Here is a 25,468-nt window from a genome sequence, read left to right as displayed (position 1 = left end):
CGGGAGAGAGGAAGCGGCATGAACAGAATACAAGAGCTGGAGCAATATAAATGTACGTTATATGACACGCGTGATCAATTGAAGCTCCATATTTTCGATCGCGCGGACCGGGCGTTCGCCACCGGCGACCACGATCGCGACAGTATCGTAGACATCGCCGGGCTTCAAGCGCGCCAGGCGGCGATAAGGGAAGCGTTCCTGACAGTGATCGGCGGGCTGCCGCCAAGCGATGCTCCGCTGAATGCGCGAACGACGGGAAAGACGCAGGCCGTAAGATACAGCGTCGAGAACGTCATCTTCGAGCCGCGCCCCGGCCATTACGTTACCGCGAACTTTTATTTGCCGGATGAGCGCGAAGAGAGATGTGCCGCAGTGTTGTTTCTATGCGGGCATGAATATGAAGCGAAGCACAGCCCGTATTATCATCAAGTCTGCTTGCGGTTCGTACAGGCGGGATTCGCAGTGCTCGCCATCGACCCGATCGGACAGGGCGAGCGGCTAGCTTTTGTGGACTTCCCGGCAGGGGAACCCATATGGGGAACGCAGGAGCACCAGCTGTTCGGTGCGCAATGTTACCCACTCGGGGACAGTATCGCCCGCTACTTCGTTCATGACGCAATGCGCGCGGTTGATTATCTGCAGCAACGCCCGGAAATCGACGCCACCCGTATCGGCGTGACCGGCAATTCGGGCGGAGGCACCCAGACGGCGATGTTGATGGTATGCGACGAGCGGCTCGCCGTGGCGGCGCCGGCCACTTTCATCATGAACCGCCGGCAATATATGCATGCGGGCGGCGTTCAGGATGCGGAGCAGGTGTGGCCCGGCTTGTCGGCGCAGGGGTTCGACCACGAAGATTTGCTGCTGGCGTTCGCGCCCAAGCCGCTCCTCGTGCTGGCCGTGCAGTACGACTTTTTCCCGATCGAGGCGACGCGGCGTACGGTCGACCGCTGCCGCCGATTCTGGGAAATGTCCGGCAAGGCCGGGGAACTGCTCCTCATAGAAGACCAATCGACCCATCGTTATACGGATCGATTGGCCGTTGCCGCCGCCCGTTTCTTCAGCTGGCATCTAGCGGGGCGGGGGGCCAAGCCATTCCCCGACACGTTGGCTGCGCCGGAACCGGAGCCACTGTCACCCGTCCCTGCCGAGCGGCTGCTGTGCACTGCCAGCGGGCAAGTGCGTCGCGACTGGCCCGCCGCCCGAACCGTTCGCGACGAGAACGCTGCTCGGTGTGAACGGCTGCGCCGCATGCGTGCCGGGCTTGCGCCGGAGTCAAGGCGGGTACGCGCGCTCGGATGGCTTCGCGAGAGGGTCTGTGGCCCCCGGACGTGCTGCGAGCTGAATCCCCGCCGCATAGGGGTCGGCGAAGCGGACGGTTTGCGCGTGGAGTATTTGCTGTGGTGGTCACAGCGCGACTTGATGAACAGCGGTTATTTATTTCACGCAGACGGCACAGACGGCGCGGACTGCAGGGTGGCCGAACGGTACAGACCGGTCACGGTGGCGTTATGGCCCGGAGGAACAAGCCGCCTGTCGCGGCACTGGCCCTGGATTCGCCAGACTTGCGCGCAAGGGCGCGACGTCCTTGTGCTGAACGTCTCCGGTGTCGGTCCGCACGAGCCGCATGCGATTTACGGCAAGCCTGCCCACCGTTTTTTCGGAGTGATGCACAAGCTGACGGATGACCTGTTATGGCTTGGCGACAGCCTGGCCGCTCTGCGCACGTACGACACGATTCGTTGTCTCGATGTGCTCGCACATTTGGGCGAATGGCCCGATGAGCCGGCCGACTTCTACACAGACGGGCGGTACGGAATGTATGTCCAGCTTGCCGCCATGCTGGACAAAAGAATCGGGCGCATAACGGGGCGCGATCTCTTAGGTAGCATTTCCGATTGGGTCGAGATGCTTCATTATGAGGAAGAAGATGTCATGAGCCTTGTGTTTCCGGGAATTTTACAATATCTCGATCTTGGCGAACTGGCGAGAAAGGAAGGATACAGATGACGAAACCAATCACGGTCACTCTTGTCGGAGCGGGCCTGCGCGGGATGATTTACAGCAGTTATGCTCATCAACGGCCGGAGGAAATGCGCATTGTCGCCGTAGCCGAACCAGATGTAGCAAAGCGGGACCGGGCACGTGAACGCTTTGGCATAGCCGGGCAGCGCTGCTATACAAGCTGGGATGATTTGTTCGCGCAGCCGCAACAGTCTGATGCCGTCTTCATATGTACGCGCGACCGGGATCATTACGAACCGGCGATGAAGGCGCTGGAGGTGGGCTATCACGTACTGCTGGAGAAGCCGATGTCCCCGGACTGGCGGGAATGTATCGAGCTGGGCAAGCAAGCCGAAGCCAAGGGCCGTATTCTGACCATATGCCATGTGCTGCGGTATTCTCCTTTTTTTCAGACGATCAAGCAATTGCTGGATGAAGGCCGCATCGGTCGGCTTATGTCGATTCAGCACAACGAGAATGTAGGATATTGGCATCAGGCACACAGCTATGTTCGGGGCTATTTCAATAACGCCGAAAGATCGAGTCCCATGATTTTGGCGAAATCCTGTCATGATCTGGACATTATTCAGTGGCTGGCGGGTGGGGTATGCACAAGTGTATCATCTTACGGCCATCTGTCTTATTTCCGGCCGGAGAATGCTCCGCCGGGCGCTCCGAAATATTGTATCGACGGATGTCCGGTCGCGGACGAATGCGTGTATTATGCGCCCGATACTTATCTGGTGGAGAACGGCGGCTGGAAAGCAGAAGCGGCAAGCAGCGACCCGAGCTACGAAGCGCGGTATAAAGCGATGAAGGAAGGTCCGTTCGGCCGTTGCGTATTTCAGTGCGACAACGATGTGGTCGACCACCAGGTCGTCAGCATGGAATTCGATAATGAAGTGACGGCGGTTTTCACGATGAGCGCCTTTACGGAAAAATGCAATCGGACGCTCAAATTGATGGGAACCGAAGGTGAAATTCGCGCGACGATGGAATCGAACGAGATTGAGATCCGTCGGTTCGGAAGCGGTCGGCAGGAAGTGATCAAGCTAGTCGACCCAGAAGGCCATATCGGTCACGGGGGCGGTGATCGGAGGCTAGTCTACGATTTTGCGAAGGCGGTTCGTCGGCAAGGGACTCATCGCAGTGTTACGTCCGCGCAAGCTTCTATACAGAGTCATCTGATGGCGTTCGCGGCGGAACGTTCGCGTATAGAGAAAAGAATGGTTCGTCTGGATGAATTTCGATAGGGAGGAAACCGACAAAATGCAAATCAACATATTCGAGACAGCAGATCAGAGCGGCTTGGAAGCGGCGCTTGCCTGCAAGGAACTAATTGGGGATGCTATCCATACGAACGGCAGCGCTCGCATTGTGCTTTCAACGGGCGCTTCGCAATTTGAGTTTTTGCAGCATTTTATTACGATGAATATTGAGTGGGACAAGGTGGAGATGTTCCATTTGGACGAATATATCGCTCTGCCGGAATCTCATCCGGCAAGCTTTCGCAAATATTTGAAGGAACGGTTTTTGCAATATGTTAACGTGAAACAGGTTTGTCTTGTCAACGGTGAGGCGGAACCGCAGGCGGAACTGCGCCGTCTGAATGAAGAGATCGCCAAAGCTCCGGTCGATGTAGCCTTGATCGGCATCGGGGAAAACGCCCACATCGCCTTTAATGATCCGCCAGCCGATTTTGTAACGGAAGAGCCGTACAAAGTTGTCGATCTGGATGACACCTGCAAACAGCAGCAAGTGCGTGAAGGGTGGTTTGCTACAGTTGACGATGTCCCTAAGCAAGCGATCACAATGACGGTGAAGCAAATATTGAAGAGCCGCCACATCGTATCGGTCGTGCCGCATGAAGCAAAAGCCGCGGCAATCGCGAATACGTTCAAGCGGGAAGTGGATCCCAACTATCCGGCTACAATTTTGAAGTCGCACTCGAACTGGCGATTGTATCTGGACAAAGATTCCGCTTCGAAAATTTATGCCTGGAGCTGACGCGGTCCGAACTTGTGTCGGAAAATACACCTTCGGCAGAGCGGTGGCGAATGCAGACCGGTACAGATAAGCACGAAGACATATAATTTTTCCAGGCAAAAAAAGGGGGGGAGAGGGCTTGTCAGTTTTGCAAGGCAAGCTTGCCCGGACGGGCAAGGAGGGGAATGGGGGAGCTCCGGAGGCTCATCTGCTTCCATGCTTGTCGAATTCAGAGCAGCGGCTTCAACAGACGATGGATGATCCGGTGACGGTGGTTCAAATCGGCGAAGGCAATTTCCTCCGAGGCTTTTTCGACTGGATGATTCATGAAGCGCGCTGCCAGGGAATTTATCAAGGCAGCATTGCGGTCAGCCAGCCGCGCCCTTCCGGTAAAGCGAAGCTGGATGCACTGAAACGCCAGAACGGGCAGTACACGCTCGTCATGCGCGGTTTGAGCGATGGAGTCCCCGTAGAGCGCACCGAAATCATTTCTGTTTTTTCCCAGATGATCGATCCGTATTCGGAATGGGATCGGTTCCTCCGTCTGGCGGAGCAGCCTCATCTGCAGTTCGTCATTTCCAATACAACGGAAGCGGGGCTCGTTTTTTGCCCCGAATCGATGACCGAAGGCGAACCGGTAGAATCGTTTCCCGGGAAAATGACGTTGTTTCTGTACCGCCGATACTTGACTTTCCGCGGCGAACCGGACAAAGGCCTTATTTTTTTGCCGTGTGAGCTGCTGGAACGCAACGGGGATGAGCTTCGAGACTGCATACTGCGTTATTGCGAAGATTGGGGGCTGCCGGCTCCGTTTATCCGGTGGGTAAATGAGCATAACCGTTTTTTGAATTCGCTCGTGGACCGCATCGTAACCGGCTATCCGGATACGGAGGCGGATGCATGGTTTGCCGAATGGGGGTACCGAGATGACCTGCTCTGCACGGCCGAGCTCTATCATCTGTGGGCGATAGAAGCGGAGCCCGAACTGGAGGAGAAGCTTCCTTTGCGGCGGGCGGGTCTGAATGTTCATTGGGTGGACGACCTGACGGAATACCGTCTGCTGAAGGTGCGGCTGTTGAACGGCGCCCATACATTAATGACCCCGCTCGCACTGCTCTATGGGCTTGAACATGTGCGCGAAGTGATGGGGCATCGGGAACTCGGGGCATTCGTACGCCGGACGATCGAGGACGAGATCATTCCTTCCTTACCGGTACCTGAAGCAGAAAGCAGACGGTATGCGGAAAGTGTATACGAACGTTTTCTCAATCCGTTTATCCGTCACCGGCTATCGGATATCGCAATGAACAGCGTTAGCAAGTTCAAGGTGAGGCTCTTGCCGTCTCTGCTCTATTATCGCGATCGAGGAGAAACGCTGCCGCAAGGGCTCGTCCGGGCGTTCGCCGGATTGCTGAGGTATTACAGGGTGAGTCGAACGGAAAAAGGCTATGAAGGAATTTCCTTGAACGGAGATAAATATAGGGTAAACGACGACAGAAACGTGATGGAAACATTCGCATATGTCTGGGGGCAGGAACAAACGATGTCTTGGGTTGAACTGGCCCGCCGTTTGCTCGGACTCGAGAACCTATGGGGGACGGATCTGGCCGCAATAGCCGATCTATCGGAAGCGGTCGCCGGACATTGGGAACGAATGGAGATGAGAGGATGAAAGACTGGGTTCGCTTGCATGGAGAGGATCATGTCATCGTCGCTTTGCGGAGTTTCGCCAAGGGAGAAATATTGGAGCTGGACATGGGCGCGGTGGCGGCGAGGGGGACAGTTCGGATCGAACTTCGGGAAGACATTCCGAAAGGGCACAAGGTTCTCGTTCAGCCGGTCAGGAAGGGAGAACCCATCCGGAAATTCGGTTATTCCATTGGGAAAGCGAGAGAGGATCTGGTCCCCGGCTGCTGGGTTCATACTCATAATATGGAGACGGGGTTAAAAGGTTTCATAGATTATACATACGAGCCTACTGAGCCGGTTCAGGAAACCGAAGCGGCAGCGCCTCTTACATTCCCAGGGTATGTTAGAGAAGGCGGGGACGTCGGCGTTCGTAACGAAATCTGGATTATTAACACAGTCGGCTGCATTAATAAAACGTGCGAAACGCTCGCCAGAAGAGCCGATGCGCTCTATCGCGGCCGAATCGACGGCGTTTATCACTTTGCACATCCTTTCGGTTGTTCGCAGCTTGGTGACGATTTGAAGTATACACAAGCTCTGCTCGCATCCCTTGTCCGTCATCCGAATGCCGGCGGCGTACTCGTTGTCGGGCTGGGCTGTGAAAATAACCAAATCGATTCGTTCAAACAAGCCATCGGGGAATTCGATCCGTTGCGCATACGTTTTATGAAGGCACAGGAGGAAGAAGACGAGCTTGAGATGGGCTTGGAATTGATCGAACAACTGGTAGAGCACGCGGAACGGTTTCTGCGCGAGCCGGTTTCCATCTCGAAGCTTAGGATCGGTCTGAAATGCGGAGGGTCGGACGGGTTGTCCGGAATAACGGCCAATCCTCTGGTCGGGGCCGTCTCCGATCGGTTGACCGGCATGGGTGGAACGACGATTTTGACCGAAGTGCCGGAAATGTTCGGGGCGGAAACGATATTGATGAATCGGGCCGCAGACGAGAAGGTGTTCGATCAAATCGTACGTCTGATCAACGATTTTAAGCAATATTTTATACGGTACGATCAGGAAATTTATGAGAACCCTTCGCCGGGCAATATAGAGGGAGGCATTTCCACTTTGGAAGAAAAGTCGCTCGGCTGTACCCAAAAAGGGGGGCATGCGGTGGTCGTCGATGTCGTCGGCTACGGAGGCAGAGTAAGCAAGCCGGGGCTGAATCTGCTTGAGGCGCCTGGGAACGATCTTGTCTCCGTTACGGCGCTTGCCGCGGCGGGGGCCCATATCGTCCTGTTCACGACGGGAAGAGGGACTCCTTTCGGCGGACCCGTACCTACGGTAAAAATATCGACCAACAGCGAGCTGGCCGTTCGTAAAAAGAACTGGATCGACTTCAATGCAGGGCAGCTCCTTGAAGGAAAGCCTATGGACCGTCTGACGGACGAATTGTGGGCACTCATCGTCAGCATAGCTTCCGGAGAATCGGAAGCCCGCAATGAACAAAACGGATTTCGCGAAATCGCCATTTTTAAAGACGGCGTGATTTTGTAAAACGTAAGTCGTTGCTTGGCCGCAAAAGTGCTTTAGTTGAAGCTAGCGGACAGTAAGGCTTTATTCGATATCGGGGTTATTGTTATTGTTAATAGCTAAACCCATACCAACTAAAGACCCGCAATTATGGCGGGTTCTTGTTGGTTTTTGACATCCTTCTAAAATGTGGCGGCAAGATACTGGAGAGAAGGTACCGGGTTATGGAGTTCCAAAAGAATAAGATGAAAATCTTTTATGCAGTTACCTGGAAAATTAAGGAGGATGAATTTGACTGTTTCCATAAAATCAAACAATTAACGAAGTTAGCGGTAATATGTCTTTGGAAGGGAATCGCGAGAACGATTAATCCGAGCAAGATTCTGTCAGCACTGCGCAACTGCGTTGAAGACCCAACGTCTAATAAGGAAAAAGCGATTTTCAGTTACTTGATCCGGAAGGGGAAATGGCTATGGCCCGCTATAAGGTATTCATCAGACGTACGGCCGCTTTTCTGTTGGGCGCCTTGCTGACAAGCTCTCTTATCAATGATGACGGAGTCCAAGCAGCGGGAACGGGACTTGTCAACGAGCAGGGGGAAGAGATTAGGCTGGAAAGCCGGGTAAATGACAGCATTCTATGGCATGTTCCGCTGGAGAACATCGAGGATGTTTATTACCATGGAACGATGCTGCATGATGAGCAGGGGAATTCATATATTCTCGCGAACGGAAGCCTGGTTTCCATCGATCTCGAGGGCCGCCGGCGTTGGTCGGTCGATGTTCCAAGGCACGGAATCGCTCCGCGCGGTCTGGTCCGGGGCGAAGATGGAACGATCTATGTGCTGGAGGTTGAAGAATTTAAGGATGACCGCTATACCGACCGAACAGGCTGGATCACGGCCGTTGACCCTCTTGACGGAAAGATCAGGTGGCAAAGGGGTATGCCGGAGGGCCACAGGCTTAGTTCAAATTTCGTGACTGCGGCCAATTCCAGCGGGATCATCGTGGTTGCGGCCTCAACCGGCTCTCTACTGGCTTTTGACCGGCAGGGAAATTGGATTTGGTCCCAACCGGCCAACGAGGCTCGTTCGCTGGCCGTAGACCCAACGGGAGGGTTCGTCGCCGTCGGGTACGCTGAATCCTTCGGGAGAAGCCCCTATGTTGTTCATTGGTCGGAAGATGGTAAAGAGGATTGGAGCAGCGACGCCCTTGATATCCCGGTTAATTCCAACTCGGTAAGAGTGGCGAAAGATGGCGGAATCTATGGAATGGGATTCTGTGTCATCATTAAGTGGAACCAGGAGAAGAGAAGCTTCGATGTTGTCCAATCGGCGGATAACGAATTGCTTCGCCAGCTGGGGGTGCCTTATGATCCCGACGGAGGCCAATACTGCTTCAACGGCGGCGGGTTGTTCAAAACGCTTGGCCCCGGCCAAAATCTGTGGCAGTATCAGCCGGATCCTTCTTACACTTATGCAGCTTACGTACAAGCGGATGCGTCCGGTAATTTGTCATTCACGGATAATGGAGGAAGCTGGCATCGGGCCGATTCTGATGGAAACCCGATCAGCGAGCTAAGCGTAAGAAACCATTCGTTAACCCATTCTGCACATTGGAGTTTGGCTAACGGTACTTCGATTGTTGCGTCCAATACATTCGGCATTCTGGCCATCGGTGATGAGAACCGTCCGATTACAGTCTTTGTCCGCGGGACACGTCTTAACTCGGAGGCAGAGGCTTCGCTGGTTAACAGCCAGACCTTCGTGCCTCTTCGCGCGACGGCAACCGCTCTGGGAGCAAACGTGCAATGGAACGGGGAGGACCGGAGCGTGAAGGTGACTCTGGCCGAGCAGGTGATCACTTTATGGATCGACCGGCAGCAGGTCAAAGTAGGCGAAGAGCATTTTCTACTGGAAACCGCCCCCTTCCTCCGGGATGAGCATACGATGGTGCCTCTAAGATTCCTGTCTCAAGCTCTCGGTTACGAGGTCGATTGGGAGCCGGTCAACCGTTTCGTCCATGTTCGTTAATGTCTCTGTATTCCCCATAACTCAACTTTCGCAGCTTAATTTCGGTAGATAAGCCTTGAGGTAACTGGGCAAACCTTCAATCCATTGTTGAAGTTGTTTTGGATGAGTGTTGTGATTTTCTTGCTCGCTTTCTTTGCCATTTGGCGGATACCTCTTCTTTCAATCAAGGGGCTGCCCAAAATCCAGTTCGCGATTTTTCAGCACCGCTAGCACCGGAATTTTTCGTTTTATAGTGAATTTTTTTGGACAACCCCGGATCGTTCACCGGATGGTGTAAAAGACAAGCAAAACTGCACGTCTTTTTGGAGAAAAGTCGCCACATACCTGATTCTAGAGCAATAATGCACGTCTTTGGAGCGATTTTTTGTGAAATGGCCTCATTTTGTGAAAAAGACCTGCACATTTGAGCGTCTTTCGCCTTCTTTTTGGAAACAGGCGCGATTTTAATGTATTTTTGCTCGTCTTTGCGATGTCTTCACCGCCCCCGGATGAACGATGGCGTACAAAGACGATGCTGACGGGTATCCCCTTGCTATTTTCAAGTGTTGCAGCACTTTCAGTTCTTTGAAAGCCGGTTTAATTTCATTTGGAAGTTGATTCGGCTGTACGATTTACTCTATCATATAGAGGACACCTCTTCTTTATGGTAGTGATTGCTTGACACTCTTTACCAAACGAAGCGGTGTTTTTCTATTTTTCAACTTTTGTATTTAATCCGCTGCTTTTTCAAAATATAGAAAGTATAAGTTTTCACCTTATACCTGTTCTTACCACATTAGAAAGTTTAAGTTCATTAAATCATAAAATGGAACAAACTTTCTAATTGGCATAAAAAGCCACCTCTAATACCGGGTTATTCATCTTCGAAGAGGCTCCGTTAGGAGCTTTTTTTTTATTTCATAGGTAAACGCGCCTGTCCAAAGGACGGCGATAGCCGTTTATCCTTGGTTGTATCAAGCATTTAAACCGGTTTTCGCTCTGCGAAAGTTGAGCCCATAACAAATAAGGAAGTGTTCCTATTGAATCTTGAAAAAATCCATGAGATCGCTTTTAGAACGATGGGAAAGAGGAAATCACATTTGAACAGGGAAAGAGGGTTCATCTATTACCATTGTGAAAGAGTTGCGAAAATTTCTATTCATTTAAGAAAGGAGCTGTTTCCGGACGAATCCTCCCTGGATGACCGGATTTATGTCGGGGCTCTCTTTCACGATGTAGCCAAAGGGATCGAACCCCATCATCAAACCGGATCCTCTTTAATCCGAACATTGCTGCAGGAAGAATGCACGGGGGAAGAGCTGAACGATATAGCGGATATTATTCGGTATCATAATACCCGTCATCAGGAGGATTTGCCCTTTCATATTAGAATTGTTCAGGATGCCGACGTGCTGGACCATTTCGGTTCCCTGGAAATCTGGCTCAAATTTGTGTACTGCGGCCATACGAACGAGAGCGTATTCGATGCGATTAGGTTATGGGAAAGCGATGAATACAAGAAATATCTGGAGAGCTCAAGGCAATCTTTATATTATGAGAGGTCCAGGGAGATCTTCGACCGGAAAATCGAATTTGCAGCCCAGTTTGAAAACCGGTTTCGTTTAGAATGTGAAGGCCGGATCGAGTTTTAGAATGCATTTTCATGAAAAGCAAGGGAGAAGCGCACATGAAGCGAATTGACGTCGTTTATTCATTAATCACCAATGCGGAACGGGATCGGATTTTAATGGTTAAGAACAGGGACAACGGGCGCTGGACTCTTCCCGGCGGTAAGGTAGAAGCGGATGAAACGCTGGAAATAGCGGCTGCGAGGGAAGCGTGGGAGGAAACTGGGCTGAAAGTAGATGTGCACGGCATAGTGGCCGTTAATGAATACATAACGGAGAAGGATCAGGAGCATATTATTTTCTTTACCTTCGCGGCGGAGATCTGCGAGGGACGAGAAAAAATCGTCATGCCGGATGAAATTATGGAAATCGCGTGGATCGGTATAGAAGAGGCGGATCGTCTGATGCCCTATTACAAAGAAGGGCTTAGCGCGATCGTACGGAGAAATCAATCCGTCACTTATTTTAATGAAGGCAGGTTCTGAGGCAGGGATCTTCCCTATCGCTTGATCATTACTCCTATCAGGTATAGAGAATGCGGAATTTGGTCAATCTGAGTAAGTGAATGATTAAATCAATATAAGCCGGATTTGGTTAACAAGAATCCTGGTTACTCACAAGCACAAAGGTAAATTCGGGCAGAGTTATAGGAGGGATTTCGCTTGTCGGATACCTATGAAAAGATCCAAATGAATATTTATCAGAGTGGAGATGAGGGAGCCAGGCGATTGCCTATTTCCTATGGCGAATGGGAAGAAAGGGCAAGGCAGGTTCTGGCTGCCGGGCCGTTCGATTATGTCTATGGAGCGGCCGGTGCCGGGGATACGATGCGTGCCAATATAGATGCTTTCCAGAAATACAGGATTCGCCCGAGAATTTGCTGCGATATTTCCAATCGGGATATTTCGGTGGAGCTTTTTGGCGCCCGTTCGACCGCGCCTTTTCTCCTTGCTCCGATCGGGGTGAATTCCATACTTCATCCGGAAGCCGAGGCCGCTCCCGCCAAGGCTGCGGCGAAGCTCGGGATTCCGTACATTTTAAGCAATGTGTCCACACTCCCAATGGAAAAGGTCGCGGAAGCGATGGAAGGAGCCGTGAGGTGGTTTCAACTCTATCCTCCTAAAGACCGCAAACTGACGGACAGCTTCTTACAGCGTGCCGAAGCCGCGGGTTATTCGGCCATAGTAGTGACTATAGATTCCACTTTGCTTGGTTGGCGGGAGAGGGATTTGCGCAATACCTACCTTCCGTTCCTGTCCGGACATGGGATGGGGAATTATTTCTCGGACCCTGTATTTCTCGCCTCATTAGACAAGCCGCCGGAGGAAGACCTGCGAACCGCGGTCGAGAAGGCGCTGGATGAAGGGAATCATATTTGTTTCACTTGGAAAGAGCTGGATTATATTCGTGAGCAAACGAAGCTCCCTTTATTAATCAAAGGAATTACTCATCCCGATGACGCGGTTCTGGCGCTGGAGCATGGGGTGGACGGGATCATTGTGTCCAATCATGGAGGGCGTCAACTGGACGGAGCCGTGGCCACACTGGACGTATTGCCATCGATTAACGAAGCGGTAAACGGGAAGGTTCCTATCCTGCTTGATGGCGGGGTACGGCGGGGGGCGGATGTCCTTAAGGCTATTGCTCTCGGGGCGGCAGCCGTTCTGGTTGGCCGGCCGTATGCCTATGCATTGGCAGTGGCCGGCGAAATGGGCGTGCGGGAAATGCTTCAGAATCTGATGGCCGAAACCGATTTGCAGCTGGCGATATCCGGACGCTGTTCGATGAAGGAAGTGGACCCGAGCTTTGTTGTCAAGGTTTTCTAACGGACGGCGATAGCCGTTCATCCTTGAGCTGCCATTAATGGCCGGGTTATCAAGCCTCCGTTTCCGGGGCTCCCGGGCCAAGTACCCGGAATAAGCTTCGAAGGTCAACGTCACTTTGTAGGTATGGATAGGGCTTCGTTAAGAGCTTTTTTTGTATGCCTGCATAATAAACAGGCTGAACAATCCAAACAGCATTGCAATGCTTAGGATTGCGCGCAAGGGCTGAGGGAGCGGAAGCAGGTTAGCCAGCCATTCGGCCCCCAGAGTACCCGCCACACATAGAAGAAGGAGCAGCAATGCCCGCCGGATTGGAAAAGAGCCGGACAGAATTGTCCGCTTCTGTCTCGATATGGCTATCAGGTTCCACAGCATGGAAACTAAATCAAGGGAAAGCAGGCCGATTGCCGCTCCGGCATAAGCAAATCCGGGGATGCCAAGCAGCCCGAAGTTCAGACCGGCTGAGCATAAAATTCCTGCGGCCAGGCCGAATAGGGGCGCTTTTTGATTCCCCGAAGCCCACAGTATCACCATCGTCAATTCTTGAAGACCGGATAATAAAGGAGCGAGGAACATATAGCGGACGGGAACGGCTGCTGCTTCCTCCGAGAAAACTAACAGAGTAAGGTCGGTGGAATAATGCCAGAGAACCCAGGAAGAGCCTATTCCCCACAGGATACCAATTTGGATAGCAGAGCGGGCTCTTCTTGAGAAACGGAGAATATCCTTGTTTTTCCAATCGGCCGTAACTTTGGCCGCCAATGTAAAGGCCAGGGCGGAAGTAACCAAGGTGGGCATATATACGATCGTTGCGGCCACCCCGGCAATTTGGCCGAATACGGATGCGGCTTCCGATGCCGTCATTCCGGCATGCTGTAACCGGCTGGGGATAATGATGGCATCCATGAAATCGGAAATGGGTACAATGAGTCGGGCCGCAGAAATCGATAGGGCGCTGTAGAGGAACAATCGGAGCCCGCTGTCGGACCATGCGGATATGGAAGCCCGGGTTTCCGCGGATCTGAAGGATTGCCGGCGAAAGAATAGGAAGGCCAGTAAAAAAAGATAGGCGATTAGAGCCCCTGCAGCTGCCCCGAATACGGCTCCGCCTACGGCCTGTCCCAGGTCAGTGCGAATCCATAGAGTCACTAGCAGAAGCATGACACTGAGCCGGACAATCTGTTCCATGATTTCGGACCAGGCAATCGCTCCATAGAATTCAAGCCCTTGAAGAAAGCTGCGTAGAAGAAAAAGCAGAGGAACGAGAAAAAGAGCCGGTGCCAGGCAGCGAATAGCTGCTTCCAGTGAGGAATGGCCTAACCAGCGGGCTATGCTTGGAGCCAAATGATAGCATAACCATGCCAGCATTCCCCCAACGGAGGCCAGCAGCAGGGTAGCCGATTTATAAAGCTGCCAGCCCTTACGGTGATCCTGGGCCGTTGCCAGGGCCAGAGCGGTTGGAAAGCCTCCGGAGATAACGGTCAGGGCAAGACCGTAGAAGGAATAGGCCATCTGATATAGTCCGATCCCTTCCGCCCCAAGTAATCGGAAGAGCGGAATTCGGGCGGCAAAGCCGAGGATTTTGACAATAAAAATGGCACCCGCACGCAGTGCCATTTGCTTAGCGAATATAGGCAATCCCAAAGGGTCTCCCCTCCAAATAGATAACGGGTTATGTGCTCTACATTATATGAGCCTGTCCCGCCAAATATGAGGGGAGTTAATGTTAATCCTTGATATGGATAAGCCAATATTTCGTATATTTGTCCCAGCCCAGGTCGAAGGGAACTTGGTATCGGTCGGCCGTATGAGAATTAACCAAAGGGTAGCCGTAAACGTCGAAGCCGACAACGACCGAAAAGTGATCCACATCCCCGTCCATCTCATAGGCAATAAGATCGCCGGGCTGGATTTTGGAGAAAGCTCCATTCGGATGTTTATCGGTTTTCTTGACTACTGCATCGAACGTTCCTCGGGCTACCACGGTCCCATACCCGCTGTACAGCAGAAAATGCTTGAACGAATCGGTCCTCACCCAGCTTTCGCTTCCTCCGGCTTTAAATCGGTACCGCCAGCCGTGAGTCATTTTCAATCCGCCGCCTTCTTCCGGATCTCCAAGGACCTGGGATGCGAAATTCGTACAGTCGCCGCCCAAATCGGTATAGTCTCTATATTTTTGATTGTAGCGGTTATTATTGCCGGCACCCCATGCGAGTCCCGCATATTTATTGGCATAGCTGACTGCCCGTTCGCGTTGATAACGCCTTGCTCCGGATTTGGGCACGGACAGGCTGACCCCATCCGAACGGATAAATGGTATTCCTTCCTCAGCCGGGGCAAGCTCCGGGATCAATTTCGGATTTTCGGTCAGCGGATCTAGATAATATTCGCGGGCAACCTTCCAAACCCCATCGTTTCGTTGGAGGTTCAGCACATGGCGGGTGCCGATGCCGAAATGCTGGGGCTGCTCCGGCTTACCGTTATAAGCGTACGAAAGCTTCAGGGACTGAACCAACGACACTCGGGCATGATTTCCCGAAATCTTCACCCGGACCAAGCGTATACGGCTCTCGGCATCGGTTAATGACAGAAACCGCTTGTTGGCCCATGTCTGAATATATACCTTCCTGAGCTTCTCTTGCCGGAACGCGCCACGTGCTGCAGCCTCTGAAGTGAGATAATACTCTTCCAGGTTGTCATCAGTTGAATGCACAAGCATATGAGCCCGCTCGTCAAATAATTTGGTTATCCATTGTTCTAGCTGTTGACGTTCTATACTTTGTTCCTCGGCCAATACGGTCAGAGGGAGGAAAATAACGATAACAACTATAATGATTAATGGACCTAGCCGTTTCGGATTCAAGGTAACTCTCCTTAGATGTAATGGTTATTTTTGAATTACCCATAGAATATCCTTAAACCTCAGAGAATATCCGGCAGAGAAACTCATTAACAGCTTCTTTAGGGTGAAATATGACCGGCATGCAAGGAAATTACTGTCGGAATAGTAAACTGCCGATTGGTAATAATGACAAAGAATGAATAAACATCAGGAGGATAAACAATCATGCCATTAATTCCATACGAGCCGTTTAAACATCTGGACAATATGCGGCGGGAGCTGGATCGCTTCTTTACCCATGATTTGGGATTCAAAGGATTTGGCCATCTTAATATAGACGTCTATGAAACGGAGAATGAAGTCGTGGCCACATGCGATATCCCGGGCTTGGAGAAGAAAGAAGATGTTCAAATCGATATCGATTCTAATGTTCTGACGATAAGCGGAACCATAAATCGCTCCAACGAAATTAAGGAGGAGCATCTGCACAGACAGGAGCGGTACGTCGGAAAATTCCATCGTTCAATCAGCTTGCCGCACAACGTGGCTTCCGAAGGAATTACCGCGAGCTATAAGAACGGGGTTCTGGAAATACGAATGCCAAAGCAGCAGGCAGACAGCAAAAAAAGAATCGATGTTCAATTCCATTAGATGAAAAGGAAAAAGAGGGAGGATTCCCTCTTTTTTTAATATTTATTGCCGCTTCTTCATTTTCCTGTACTCCGTCGGAATGATTCCTTTCTTCTCGCGAAACATCCGGTAGAAAGTTTTGTAGGAACCGTAGCCAACCTCGTGAGCAATTTCCATTACGCTTAGATCCGTTGAGACAAGCAGCCCGCTGGCATGTCTGATTCGCAGGTCATGCAGAAAATGGACGAAGGTTTGGCCGGTAGCTTGCTTAATCACTTCGCTGATGCGAGACAGACTCATGGAGAACATCTGGGCAAGATCGGACAGCTGCAGCTCTTCTTGATAGTGATTATGGATAAAATGAATGATCGGCCAAACGGAGCTTTTGGTCCCTGCACTTGCTGCGGGCAGCGGAGTAGGAGCGTCCCTGTCCTGCCGGTAGCGGTCGAATCGAATGAGAATTTCCCAGAGCTTCGCCTTTAGCATCGTTGCACGCCAACGCTTCTCCTGCTCATATTCCTGATACATCTCTCGGACGAGATTATGCACCAAATTCATATCGTCATCCCGAAACTGCGCGAACGAAGGCATTTGATCCAGATCGTTGACCAATCCGCCCAGGCTGCTGCTGTTACCCGTATCCATCAATAAATCCAGGCTGAATGCGCAGTTATACAGCTTTAACACAGATCCCGGTTCGGTGAAGATTTCGTGTACCTGATAGGGAAGAATGAAGGTGAATGTCCCCGGGATCATCGGATGGGTGACGCCGTTAATCTTCTCTTCACCGCAGCCTTCCACAACATAGGAGAATTCAAGGTAATCGTGGCGATGGGCAGGGTACCCGTTCACGAGCCGGTTCAGGCTTAAGTGGAGCGGGAAGGCCGTATGCATATTAGGGTAGTTTTTTAAATATTTTGGAAAATGAGTCAAACAGGCTCCCTCCGAAAAAATGAGACATCTCCCGAAACCTTAGGTATGCAAACTATTCTTTCTTATTTTATCATATCTGTGGATATAAGAAATGAGGATGGTTTGGAGGAATGAGGATGTCTGCATCGGACAAAATCAAGCTGGGCATCATTGGTGCCGGAAATATCGGGAATGTCCATTTGAAGGAATTTTCCGACTTGAAGGATTGGTGTGAAATTACGACCGTTACGGATGTTTACGCGCCGCTGGCGGTATCCCGGGCCAAGGAGTACGGGATTGCCAATGTGACCGGCACAGCGCAGGAGCTTATCCACAGCCCCGAGGTCGATGCGGTGGTCGTCGCCGTGCCGAATCAGTTCCATGAGTCGTTAGCGGTGGAAGCATTGTCGGCCGGAAAGCATGTTCTGCTGGAGAAGCCGATGGGCATGAACGCCGAAGCGGCGAAGAACATCTATAAGGCAAGCCGGCAGACGGACCGCCGGTTAATGGTTGCGCATCAGATGCGATGGGAATCGATTCCGATGCAAATCAAGGAACAGGTGAATCGCGGGGAATTGGGCCGCATCTATACTGCGAAGACCGGTTTGTACCGGCGCAAGGGCATTCCCGGCTGGGGAACCTGGTTTACCCGTATGGATCAATCCGGCGGCGGACCGTTAATCGATATCGGCGTCCACATGCTGGATCTGGCCTTGCATTTGATGGGCAATCCCAAGCCGGTCTCGGTGTATGGTTCAACCTATGCGGAATTCGGCCCAAGGAAGAAGGGAATCGGGACCTGGGGCAAGCCCGATTGGGAAGGAATATACGATGTTGAAGATTTCGCGACGGCGCTCATCAAGATGGAGGACGGCAGCTCGTTGACGCTTGAGGTAAGCTGGGCGGTGCATATGGATACGGACAGCTCGCCGTTCCTTCATCTTATGGGAACCGACGGCGGTGCAAGCTATCGGGGAGGCTCCGGCAAGCTGTTGACGGAGAAATTCGACCGCACGTCAGAAGTGGAGCTGAAGAAGCCGGAAGAAGACGAGGGCCCCCGCAGAAGGCTCAGCCGACACTTCCTGGAGTGCATCCGGGAAGGGAAGGAGCCGCTCACTTCCGCTCTTAGCGGCTATACGAACAACCTGGTGCTGGACGCCATTTACGAATCTTCCCGCACCGGCTGCGAAGTTAAGTTAAACTGGGATCTGTAGAGAAGAGGAGGTCATCGTTCGATGAAATTTGGACTGACTCGGGCAGGGATTGGCAGCATTGGAAGCGATGAACAATGGTTGCAGGCAGCCGCTGAATTCGGTTTTCAAGTCATTGACGGTGATCCTGTTGGGCTGGTTCAGCGGCATGGCGTACAAGGTGCGGCCGAGCTATTGGCCAGGCATCAGGTGACTTTGGGCTCCTTCGGCCTGCCGGTAGACTGGAGAACGACCGATCAGGCGTTCCGTGAAGGCCTGCCCAAGCTGCTTGAAGCCGCCGAGGCGGCTGCGGCACTCGGGTGCAAGAGCTGCTGCACTTATATTCTGCCCTCGACCGATGATGCACCGGCTCCTTTCATGGCGCGGGCGGTCAAACGGCTTCGCCTGTGTGCCCAATGGCTTGGGGCATACGGCATCAAGCTTGGGCTCGAATATGTCGGTCCGCATCACTTAAGAACGCAGTGGAAGCACCCGTTCATATGGACTCAGGCGGATACGCTGGCCTTGATTGAGGCCATTGGAGAACCGAACGTCGGCTTGCTGGTGGATTCGTTCCACTGGTATACCACGGAACTTACTTATGACGATATAGCGAAGCTTCCGGCGCACCTGATTGTTCATGTGCATATCAATGACGCCCCGCCTGTCCCGGTGGAGCAAGTGCGGGATAATGAACGCTTGTACCCCGGCGAAGGCGTTATTGATTTGGCGGCATTTTTGCAGGCACTGCATAAGTCAGGATATCAAGGTGCGGTTACGCAAGAAGTGCTGACCAAGGAGCCTCCGCAGGAGGATGCCCGGGCGCTGATGGAACGGTCGAGAAAAGCGCTGGATCGGGTGCTGGCCGCAGCCGGGTTGGATCTGCTGAAGAACCGGTTATAGATCGAATACGTATTTAGCGTTAATGCGAGGCGGCTGACTGACTTTATTAAAGATTACCTAATAGTGCAGTTTAATTGAGATTTACAGGACCGGTTTTTCTACCAGAAAGCCGGTCTTTTTTTGTCGAATCCGCTAGTTGGCAGCAGGTTCCCGGAGTAAACAGCAGACATGGGAGCATGGCGGAACACGAACGCTCCCGGGCTCCCGGAAATGGTGTCGGACGTTTGTTATTCGATGAAAGAGGCAGAGAGATACCCCTTATGGAAGGAGAGAGCAAGAGCGAGGAATGACTAATAATTTTTGCCAACAAACCCGATAAATGGCTTAAGATCGGCTTCATTATGTTATAAGGAAGAGGTCTAGGCAATGGTTTTACTATAATAATGTAGAGAAAGGGGTTGTTATTAATGAACAAAGTAACGGAGCAATTTGCAGTGATTGGCTGCCAGCATGCGCATATTGAAATCTTTATTCGGGAAATGCTGGAGCTGGGGTACACCTGTGCGGGGATCTTCGATGAAGACGAAGAGGGGTTGGCCTGCACCCTGTCCGACAAATTCGGGATTCCGCTGGCGGAAGACATGGAGAGCTTATTAGGGGATTCCGTTAAAATCGTAGGCTGCGCTGCGGTCAACGAGGACAAGATCCGCATTATAGAAATATGCGAAAATCTCGGCAAGCATGTTATGGTGGATAAGCCGGCAGTGACCGGCGAGGATGGCTTGCTCCGGCTGAAAGCCGTTCTGGAACGGGGGAGGATTCAGGTCGGCATGCTGCTCACCGAACGGTTTCATCCAGCTATTTATACTTTGAAGAAACATATTGACGATGGTATTCTGGGAGAAATCGTCACCATAGGGATGCGGAAGCCCCATCGTCTTAATGCGGACAAAAGACCGGCCTGGTTTTTTTCTAAAGAACAGTCGGGAGGAATCCTGATTGACCTTCTGGTTCATGATTTTGATCTGCTTCGCTGGTTTACTGGCAAGGAGATCAACCGGATTGACGGGTATGTCAGCAAAACCATTTTATCCGAGTATCCTACGTTCTATAATGCCGTAAATGTGCATGTAGTTATGGATGATGGTATTGTAGCTCAGTTGTATGCGGATTGGCATACGCCGAACCAGAGCTGGACGTGGGGGGATGGGCGGATTTTCGTGACGGGAACGGAAGGAATGGTGGAGCTCCGGCTGCAAGGGGATCCCTTCGTTCACGAGGATGCCGTCATGATTCAACTTACCAATCAAGAGTCAGCGGTAATGGTTCCGCTCCTGTCCCCTCCGTATACGATTACGGAGGATTTTGTCCGCAGAATTCAAGGTCATGAGGCAATCTTGACTCACGAGGATATCTTGAAAACGACGGAGGCCACCATCAAGGGAGACGGTCTGGTCGTTATGCTTAACACACAGAACAGGAAAGTATAGAAAACATAGAACGGGTTCCTGTTATAACAAAACCTCTGCAAACCCCCTCCCAGGATAGGGCAGGGGATTTATACATGTATAAAGTCGGTTCCGAAAAAAGCGCCCTGCAGCCGCTCGGAATTTTCGATCGGTTACAATTAAAACCGGGTTATTCGTCTTCGAGATGGCTCCGTTAGGAGCTTTTTTTACCACAATCAGAATTTATAAGTTATTGCGTCCTGAATAACTTCAAATTCTATTTGGCGATAAAAACATCCTTTAAACGCGGTAGCTCATCCATGAAATACTCCGATAGGAGTTTTTCTTATATTTCATCGGTAAACGCGCTGTCCAAAGGACGGCGATAGCCGTTTATCCTTGTTTCACCGGGATTACTTACTTTCCTGCCGACAAGAATAAAAAAAGTTTCCTGAGGACACTCTATTTTCCAAAGGGGGGGTTATATCAGGTGCCTGACAACCGGCAAGCCGAACGAATGCAGGATGAACGACAGAGCGATTCCGGCAAGAAGCAACCGGGGAAATCTCCCGAGGGAAAGCGGCGCATCCATTCGGAGAAAGTCCGCTATGCGAACGCAGACCGTATCTATGATTGATAGTAGAGATGACAGGAGGTAATTTACTTATGCAATTGGCCGCACACGAGGCGCAGGATTTGCATGAATTGACGATGAGCTGCGTTAATTCGATCACGAACATGGCTTGCTTCCTGAACCAGGTTCAAGATGCGGAGCTTAAAGGTATCCTACAGCAGCATTTTCCGGTACACATTCAGGACTATAATATGAAGGTGGAATACCTGAGCAATGCGGAAGGAGCCAAATCCAAGCTCCAGCTTCCCGATTTGCGCCCTGTCCTGCAGTCCTTTACCCAATCACCCGCAGCACCTGTGCCGGTGACTCCGAGAACCTCGGTGCAGCAATTCAATGACCGGGAAATAGCAACCGCCTATTTGCTCACTTTGAAGCGCGCAGGAAGAGAATATGCCTGGGCCGCCATGGAAATGAGCAACCCGCAGATTCGCAGCTTTCTGGAGGATGCTTTCCGTATGTGTTCCCGTCATGCGTATGATGTCTGGCAGTGGATGGTTAAGAAGGGCTTTTATCCACTGGAGCCCGCTGCGCCGACTACTCAGACCACTTTAGGCGGCTTGTACAAGCCGGTCCAGGAACCGGTCGCTGTCCCATAAACGGCCGAGCCCTCTTAAATTGCTAAGAGGGCTTTGCACACTGAACATTACGAAGGAGGATTTCCATGGCGAGTCTTATTATGAAGATCATTGCTTGCCCCATAGGCGTCCTGATTGCCGCATGGCTGTTTCCCAACGTGGATTACGGCGCTTACTATCAAGCGATCATTGTCGGATTGATCCTGGCTGTAGTCGGAGTGCTGATGGAGTATTTGCTTTTAAAAAGAGGAACGTTATGGACCAGCACCTTGATGGATTTTATCGCATCCGTGATTATTGTGTATTTCGTATCCAACATGTTCGCGGGGGCGTCGGTTACGTTCTGGGGAGCCGTGCTAACCGGATTGCTGCTGGCCGTCATCGAATACTTCACGCATCTATGGCTGATTCGAAGCGGGAGAACCCAGAAGTCTCCTGCTTGATGTAGCGGCACCGGTATTGTCGCTGTTTGTTAGACGCCCGGGCTACTCAGGAATAAGAAGAGCTCATTCCAAGCAGGTAAGGTCTTAGAGACCTTGCCTGCTTTTTTTCTGTTTCGGGATCGGTCGGGCCGCTCAAGACGTCGGGGTCAGGCATCTGCATCGTTGAAATTGCTAAACACAAAATATTGACAGTAAAATGAGGCTTTTAATGCCATGGAGCGAGGCTTGTTGATCTGATAGCGTGATACGATTCTCCGCACTATAAAAGGCGAAAGGTAAGGCCATCCTTTATGAGGCGGCCTTACTTTTTTGGTGGTAGAGCTATTCTCAAGCCGGCGGCAGGAAGTGGGGAGCCTTAATGAATCAGTTTCATAATTAGTATGCTAGCGCTTCATTCATCTGTTCAAGCAGTGAAACGGCCTGCTTCTCCAGCCCCTTTACAGATTCCAATACCGTAACGGCACGTTCACGGTTCTCTACCGAGTTTGGATCGCCCCCTGAAGGAAAGGGGAATAGCAGAGAAAGTTCTCGCAGTTGTTCCGCCGCTTGTCGGTACAGACGCGCAGCCTCGGCATTGAGAGCACGGATGCGTTCGTCCGCTTCGTCGCCTCCCTGCCACTCTGCGTTAATTTCACTCAGGAATTCAGCAGCAAGTCGGCGGGCATCCTGAACAACTGCTATATTGTAGGCATTTCCGTTCGGCTCAATCTGGCCGCCGTGGAAAGCATTAATCCATACATCATAGGCGCGCAACCCCCGTTCTCCACGATCGGTCGGAGCCTCTTTCCCATGGTAATGATCGAGAATCATCGATAACGCATCCCGAAGCATGGAACGTAGGTCTTTCTCCGTCCGTTCCTCCAGAGACAGTATGAACAAATCCTCCAGCGTCCCCCGTCCGAGATGATCGTACGGAAGCTTGTCATCCTGCATGCATTCCATTGCCGTCAGTATCCGCTGTTCATCATCATAGCCATAGATGACTCCGAATTCCGGAATGAACAGATCCCAGGACAGAACCGGAATGCCTCTGTCGATGGAACGGTGAATCAGGTCCAGGGCGGCCGGGAGTTCTTCTTGAAGGGGCCTTTTCTCTTTGGCGGCTGCCGTAAGCAATGCAGAATCCATCAAGTTGGTATTATCTCCGGGTGCATCGCGCTTGTCTTGAGTTTCCACGATACGGCAGCTCCATCCAATGTTTTGCAAGCCCCGAGACAAAATATCCCGGAACGGGTACATCGTCGGTCCAGCAATATGGACATCGTCATGACAAATGGTAATACGAAAAGCTTGCCCGGTAAGGCCCATCACCATCGGCAAAGACAGCTTCTGATCGGTATAGCTCAACATGCGGTGGAAGGCCCAGCCTACCGTCGTCCATGTACCAGGTGCATGAAATGTCGATGTTTTCGATAATATTTTAGTTTTCAAAGCGCCCAAATCCTTTCGTTCTATCATATATTGGTCGACTTCTATACGGATTCGTTCTCGGGCCACTTTCTTCCGCGAACGGGACAGAATTTGATAGACGTTGGTGGATGATAAGCTGAACAACTTTGCGATTTCCTGCGGCGATAAATGATCGAAAAAATGAGACTCAAAAATTTGCCTCTCCCGCTTGGTTAAACAACTGAGCAGGCCAGTGATCATTTCATGCAGTTGTCGGCGCATTAAGTGTTCTTCTGGATTATCGTTAATGCATGCATTATCAGCCAGCGAACGCGAAACGCGAAGAAGAATATCATCCAAATTCGACCAAACTACGCTCGTAGAGTCCTCATTTCCCCCATTACGTTGCAGCGCCGTGAAAGACCTCTCCCGTACCACCGGGTTGCTTCTCAATCGGGAATACGCTTGATTGCGGACGATCCTGTGAAGCCATGGCAGAAACCGCGCAACATCGTCCAGCGTCCCCAAATGCAAAAAGGCACGAATCAGAGCATCCTGTACGATATCTTCTGCCAGGAAAGGCTCTCGGGTTAATGTTTGCGCGTACCCGAACATTTGCCGCCGATGTCGCCGGATCAACTCTCCGAACGCCTCTCGGTCGCCAGTCTGCGCTCGCTGCACCAGAACGCTATCTTCAAGCTTATCCAGATCATGCTCCGTCTCTTCATTTGCTGACTCTGCGCTTTTAGTCCAAATCACGTTGTTCCCGATAAATAACACCCCGCTATATCGACCTAATATAATGACTCGAAAGAAAAGAGATTTCTGACAAAATGAATAATTAATTTCCGATATCTTTCGCGACCTAGCACTCGTACCCTTTTTTGATGGAAGTGTGATTCGACCTTTTTTCATTGAAAGAGTTCTCATATCTGGTTCTTTTGGATAATTGAGGTAATTTCCTTGACAAAAAACTCGATCACAAGTAAGTTGGATGTAGCTATAACATTTGGGTGTAGCAAACTTTTGTACTGAAGAGCACCGGGAGGACCGGACTAGAAGAGTGCTATCCGGCATTTGAGAAGGATGGAACGCGGTGTGATTTTCGTTCATGATCGAGGATGGTTTTCAAGAAGGAGGTGCTTCCTTGAAATGAATACCGCAGATAGCATTGGCAAAATCAAACGGCTGCTGGCCGAGCAGGGTTACAAGCTGACGCCGCAGCGTGAGGTGACGCTGCAGGTGCTGATGGACCATAAGGAAGATCATCTGAGTGCGGAAGAAGTATACATGCTTGTGAAGAACCGCTTTCCCGACATCGGATTGGCCACCGTTTATCGTACGTTAGAGCTGTTAGTGGAATTGAAGGTGATTGTCAAGGTGATCTTCAAGGACGGCGTCGCCCATTACGATTGGCGCAGCGAAGATAACAACCATCTGAGCCATCGGTTGGTTTGCAGCAGATGCGGACATTTGCATAAAATATCCGAAGACTGGCTCTTGGAGATGGAGGAGAAATTATATCAGGAATACGGGTTTCGCGTGCTGGATCATCGTCTTGATTTTATTGGGCAGTATCTCGTCTGCCAACGGGGCGGCCATTGCCAAAGAGAGTGCAAAGAGGTGTCGTGACCCGCTGCCGACTACCCCGCAGACAAAGCTTAACTCTCCACACTTTCGCAGCTTGAAAATGCTAAACAACCTTGACGTCATCAGTCCATTTCCCTATTTATTCCCGACTTAACGTAGAGCCAAATCCGTTTTATGACGGCTTCGTTGATTCAATCGAGCAGTCGCTGCAAGACAACAGCACGGTTGATTCTGCCTAACTGGATTTCATGCAGCTAGTTTGCTCCTCTGGAGTGAAAGTCGGTAACTACCTTGAAAATCCGTCTATTTTACCGTCTGCAGGCATCGTTGCAAGCGGAGCGGCACGTCTAACTGTATTTTG

General features: G+C 51.3%; 21 protein-coding genes. 17 read left to right on the top strand and 4 right to left on the bottom strand.

What is annotated here, in order from left to right; all coding sequences use genetic code 11:
* Positions 1-18: 18 nt before the first annotated feature.
* The 9 genes from FS806_RS14535 (at position 19) to FS806_RS14495 (ending at position 12,614) form a co-directional block, all read left to right on the top strand.
* Positions 19-2,010, top strand: a complete 1,992-nt coding sequence (locus tag FS806_RS14535; protein ID WP_144937834.1) for an alpha/beta hydrolase family protein — start codon at positions 19-21, stop codon at positions 2,008-2,010.
* Positions 2,007-3,257: a Gfo/Idh/MocA family protein gene (locus FS806_RS14530; RefSeq protein ID WP_144937831.1), complete on the top strand. Its 1,251-nt coding sequence runs from the start codon at positions 2,007-2,009 to the stop codon at positions 3,255-3,257. Before FS806_RS14535 ends, FS806_RS14530 begins: the two co-directional genes overlap by 4 nt.
* Positions 3,244-4,011: a glucosamine-6-phosphate deaminase gene (locus tag FS806_RS14525; RefSeq protein WP_260982098.1), complete on the top strand. Its 768-nt coding sequence runs from the start codon at positions 3,244-3,246 to the stop codon at positions 4,009-4,011. Before FS806_RS14530 ends, FS806_RS14525 begins: the two co-directional genes overlap by 14 nt.
* Positions 4,012-4,129: 118 nt before the next feature.
* The gene (locus FS806_RS14520) at positions 4,130-5,662 is read left to right on the top strand and encodes a tagaturonate reductase (protein ID WP_260982097.1); all 1,533 of its coding nucleotides are present in this window, start codon (positions 4,130-4,132) and stop codon (positions 5,660-5,662) included.
* Positions 5,659-7,173 (top strand): UxaA family hydrolase, encoded by a 1,515-nt coding sequence (locus FS806_RS14515; RefSeq protein WP_144937825.1) that lies wholly within the window; start codon positions 5,659-5,661, stop codon positions 7,171-7,173. The genes FS806_RS14520 and FS806_RS14515 overlap by 4 nt, the downstream gene beginning before the upstream one ends.
* A gap of 448 nt (positions 7,174-7,621) precedes the next feature.
* The gene (locus tag FS806_RS14510; protein WP_186328370.1) at positions 7,622-9,181 is read left to right on the top strand and encodes a stalk domain-containing protein; all 1,560 of its coding nucleotides are present in this window, start codon (positions 7,622-7,624) and stop codon (positions 9,179-9,181) included.
* A 1,079-nt stretch (positions 9,182-10,260) separates the two neighbouring features.
* Positions 10,261-10,812, top strand: a complete 552-nt coding sequence (locus FS806_RS14505) for an HD domain-containing protein (protein WP_186328369.1) — start codon at positions 10,261-10,263, stop codon at positions 10,810-10,812.
* 35 nt (positions 10,813-10,847) lie between these two features.
* The gene (locus FS806_RS14500; protein ID WP_144937814.1) at positions 10,848-11,273 is read left to right on the top strand and encodes an NUDIX hydrolase; all 426 of its coding nucleotides are present in this window, start codon (positions 10,848-10,850) and stop codon (positions 11,271-11,273) included.
* Positions 11,274-11,477: 204 nt separating this feature from the next.
* Positions 11,478-12,614, top strand: coding sequence for an alpha-hydroxy-acid oxidizing protein (locus tag FS806_RS14495; RefSeq protein ID WP_144937915.1), 1,137 nt, complete (start codon positions 11,478-11,480; stop codon positions 12,612-12,614).
* Positions 12,615-12,752: 138 nt separating this feature from the next.
* Here FS806_RS14495 and FS806_RS14490 read toward each other — a convergent pair whose 3' ends face one another.
* The gene (locus FS806_RS14490; protein ID WP_222126670.1) at positions 12,753-14,228 is read right to left on the bottom strand and encodes an oligosaccharide flippase family protein; all 1,476 of its coding nucleotides are present in this window, start codon (positions 14,226-14,228) and stop codon (positions 12,753-12,755) included.
* 109 nt (positions 14,229-14,337) lie between these two features.
* Complete coding sequence (locus tag FS806_RS14485; RefSeq protein ID WP_144937808.1) at positions 14,338-15,474, bottom strand: amidase domain-containing protein; 1,137 nt, start codon at positions 15,472-15,474, stop codon at positions 14,338-14,340.
* 204 nt (positions 15,475-15,678) lie between these two features.
* Here FS806_RS14485 and FS806_RS14480 point away from each other — a divergent pair, with 204 nt between their 5' ends.
* Positions 15,679-16,104: an Hsp20/alpha crystallin family protein gene (locus FS806_RS14480; RefSeq protein WP_144937806.1), complete on the top strand. Its 426-nt coding sequence runs from the start codon at positions 15,679-15,681 to the stop codon at positions 16,102-16,104.
* Between the two features lie 42 nt (positions 16,105-16,146).
* Here FS806_RS14480 and FS806_RS14475 read toward each other — a convergent pair whose 3' ends face one another.
* The gene (locus tag FS806_RS14475; protein ID WP_144937803.1) at positions 16,147-17,016 is read right to left on the bottom strand and encodes an AraC family transcriptional regulator; all 870 of its coding nucleotides are present in this window, start codon (positions 17,014-17,016) and stop codon (positions 16,147-16,149) included.
* A gap of 116 nt (positions 17,017-17,132) precedes the next feature.
* On the opposite strand from FS806_RS14475, the gene FS806_RS14470 reads away from it, so the two are divergent.
* The 6 genes from FS806_RS14470 to FS806_RS14450 all read left to right on the top strand — a co-directional run bounded on the left by FS806_RS14470 (position 17,133) and on the right by FS806_RS14450 (position 22,128).
* Positions 17,133-18,209, top strand: a complete 1,077-nt coding sequence (locus FS806_RS14470) for a Gfo/Idh/MocA family protein (RefSeq protein WP_144937800.1) — start codon at positions 17,133-17,135, stop codon at positions 18,207-18,209.
* Between the two features lie 21 nt (positions 18,210-18,230).
* Positions 18,231-19,088 (top strand): sugar phosphate isomerase/epimerase family protein, encoded by an 858-nt coding sequence (locus FS806_RS14465; protein ID WP_144937797.1) that lies wholly within the window; start codon positions 18,231-18,233, stop codon positions 19,086-19,088.
* Positions 19,089-19,495: 407 nt separating this feature from the next.
* Positions 19,496-20,518 (top strand): Gfo/Idh/MocA family protein, encoded by a 1,023-nt coding sequence (locus tag FS806_RS14460; RefSeq protein ID WP_144937794.1) that lies wholly within the window; start codon positions 19,496-19,498, stop codon positions 20,516-20,518.
* 448 nt (positions 20,519-20,966) lie between these two features.
* Positions 20,967-21,113, top strand: coding sequence for a hypothetical protein (locus tag FS806_RS25770; protein WP_186328367.1), 147 nt, complete (start codon positions 20,967-20,969; stop codon positions 21,111-21,113).
* Between the two features lie 29 nt (positions 21,114-21,142).
* Entirely contained in the window at positions 21,143-21,706 is a 564-nt protein-coding gene (locus FS806_RS14455) for a spore coat protein (protein WP_144937792.1), read from the top strand.
* 65 nt (positions 21,707-21,771) lie between these two features.
* Complete coding sequence (locus FS806_RS14450) at positions 21,772-22,128, top strand: phage holin family protein (protein WP_144937789.1); 357 nt, start codon at positions 21,772-21,774, stop codon at positions 22,126-22,128.
* Between the two features lie 375 nt (positions 22,129-22,503).
* On the opposite strand, the gene FS806_RS14445 is transcribed toward FS806_RS14450, so the two are convergent.
* A complete protein-coding gene (locus tag FS806_RS14445) occupies positions 22,504-24,276 on the bottom strand; it encodes an RNA polymerase sigma factor (protein ID WP_260982096.1) in 1,773 nt (590 codons plus the stop codon).
* A 393-nt stretch (positions 24,277-24,669) separates the two neighbouring features.
* Here FS806_RS14445 and FS806_RS14440 point away from each other — a divergent pair, with 393 nt between their 5' ends.
* Positions 24,670-25,149, top strand: coding sequence for a Fur family transcriptional regulator (locus FS806_RS14440; protein ID WP_144937783.1), 480 nt, complete (start codon positions 24,670-24,672; stop codon positions 25,147-25,149).
* Positions 25,150-25,468: the final 319 nt, after the last annotated feature.

The sequence above is a fragment of the Paenibacillus sp. 32O-W genome (genome assembly GCF_007679495.1).
Classification (GTDB): Bacteria; Bacillota; Bacilli; order Paenibacillales; family NBRC-103111; genus Paenibacillus_L; species Paenibacillus_L residui.
This window is presented reverse-complemented; position numbering and strand designations above follow the sequence as displayed.

Excerpts from the sequence above, each read along its gene's own strand:
- FS806_RS14535 (WP_144937834.1), top strand. The coding sequence starts at position 19 with ATGAACAGAATACAAGAGCTGGAGCAATATAAATGTACGTTATATGAC.
- FS806_RS14530 (WP_144937831.1), top strand. The coding sequence starts at position 2,007 with ATGACGAAACCAATCACGGTCACTCTTGTCGGAGCGGGCCTGCGCGGG.
- FS806_RS14525 (WP_260982098.1), top strand. The coding sequence starts at position 3,244 with ATGAATTTCGATAGGGAGGAAACCGACAAAATGCAAATCAACATATTC.
- FS806_RS14515 (WP_144937825.1), top strand. The coding sequence starts at position 5,659 with ATGAAAGACTGGGTTCGCTTGCATGGAGAGGATCATGTCATCGTCGCT.
- FS806_RS14510 (WP_186328370.1), top strand. The coding sequence starts at position 7,622 with ATGGCCCGCTATAAGGTATTCATCAGACGTACGGCCGCTTTTCTGTTG.
- FS806_RS14500 (WP_144937814.1), top strand. The coding sequence starts at position 10,848 with ATGAAGCGAATTGACGTCGTTTATTCATTAATCACCAATGCGGAACGG.
- FS806_RS14495 (WP_144937915.1), top strand. The coding sequence starts at position 11,478 with ATGAATATTTATCAGAGTGGAGATGAGGGAGCCAGGCGATTGCCTATT.
- FS806_RS14490 (WP_222126670.1), bottom strand. The coding sequence starts at position 14,228 with ATGGCACTGCGTGCGGGTGCCATTTTTATTGTCAAAATCCTCGGCTTT.
- FS806_RS14480 (WP_144937806.1), top strand. The coding sequence starts at position 15,679 with ATGCCATTAATTCCATACGAGCCGTTTAAACATCTGGACAATATGCGG.
- FS806_RS14470 (WP_144937800.1), top strand. The coding sequence starts at position 17,133 with ATGTCTGCATCGGACAAAATCAAGCTGGGCATCATTGGTGCCGGAAAT.
- FS806_RS14465 (WP_144937797.1), top strand. The coding sequence starts at position 18,231 with ATGAAATTTGGACTGACTCGGGCAGGGATTGGCAGCATTGGAAGCGAT.
- FS806_RS14460 (WP_144937794.1), top strand. The coding sequence starts at position 19,496 with ATGAACAAAGTAACGGAGCAATTTGCAGTGATTGGCTGCCAGCATGCG.
- FS806_RS14455 (WP_144937792.1), top strand. The coding sequence starts at position 21,143 with ATGCAATTGGCCGCACACGAGGCGCAGGATTTGCATGAATTGACGATG.
- FS806_RS14450 (WP_144937789.1), top strand. The coding sequence starts at position 21,772 with ATGGCGAGTCTTATTATGAAGATCATTGCTTGCCCCATAGGCGTCCTG.
- FS806_RS14440 (WP_144937783.1), top strand. The coding sequence starts at position 24,670 with ATGAATACCGCAGATAGCATTGGCAAAATCAAACGGCTGCTGGCCGAG.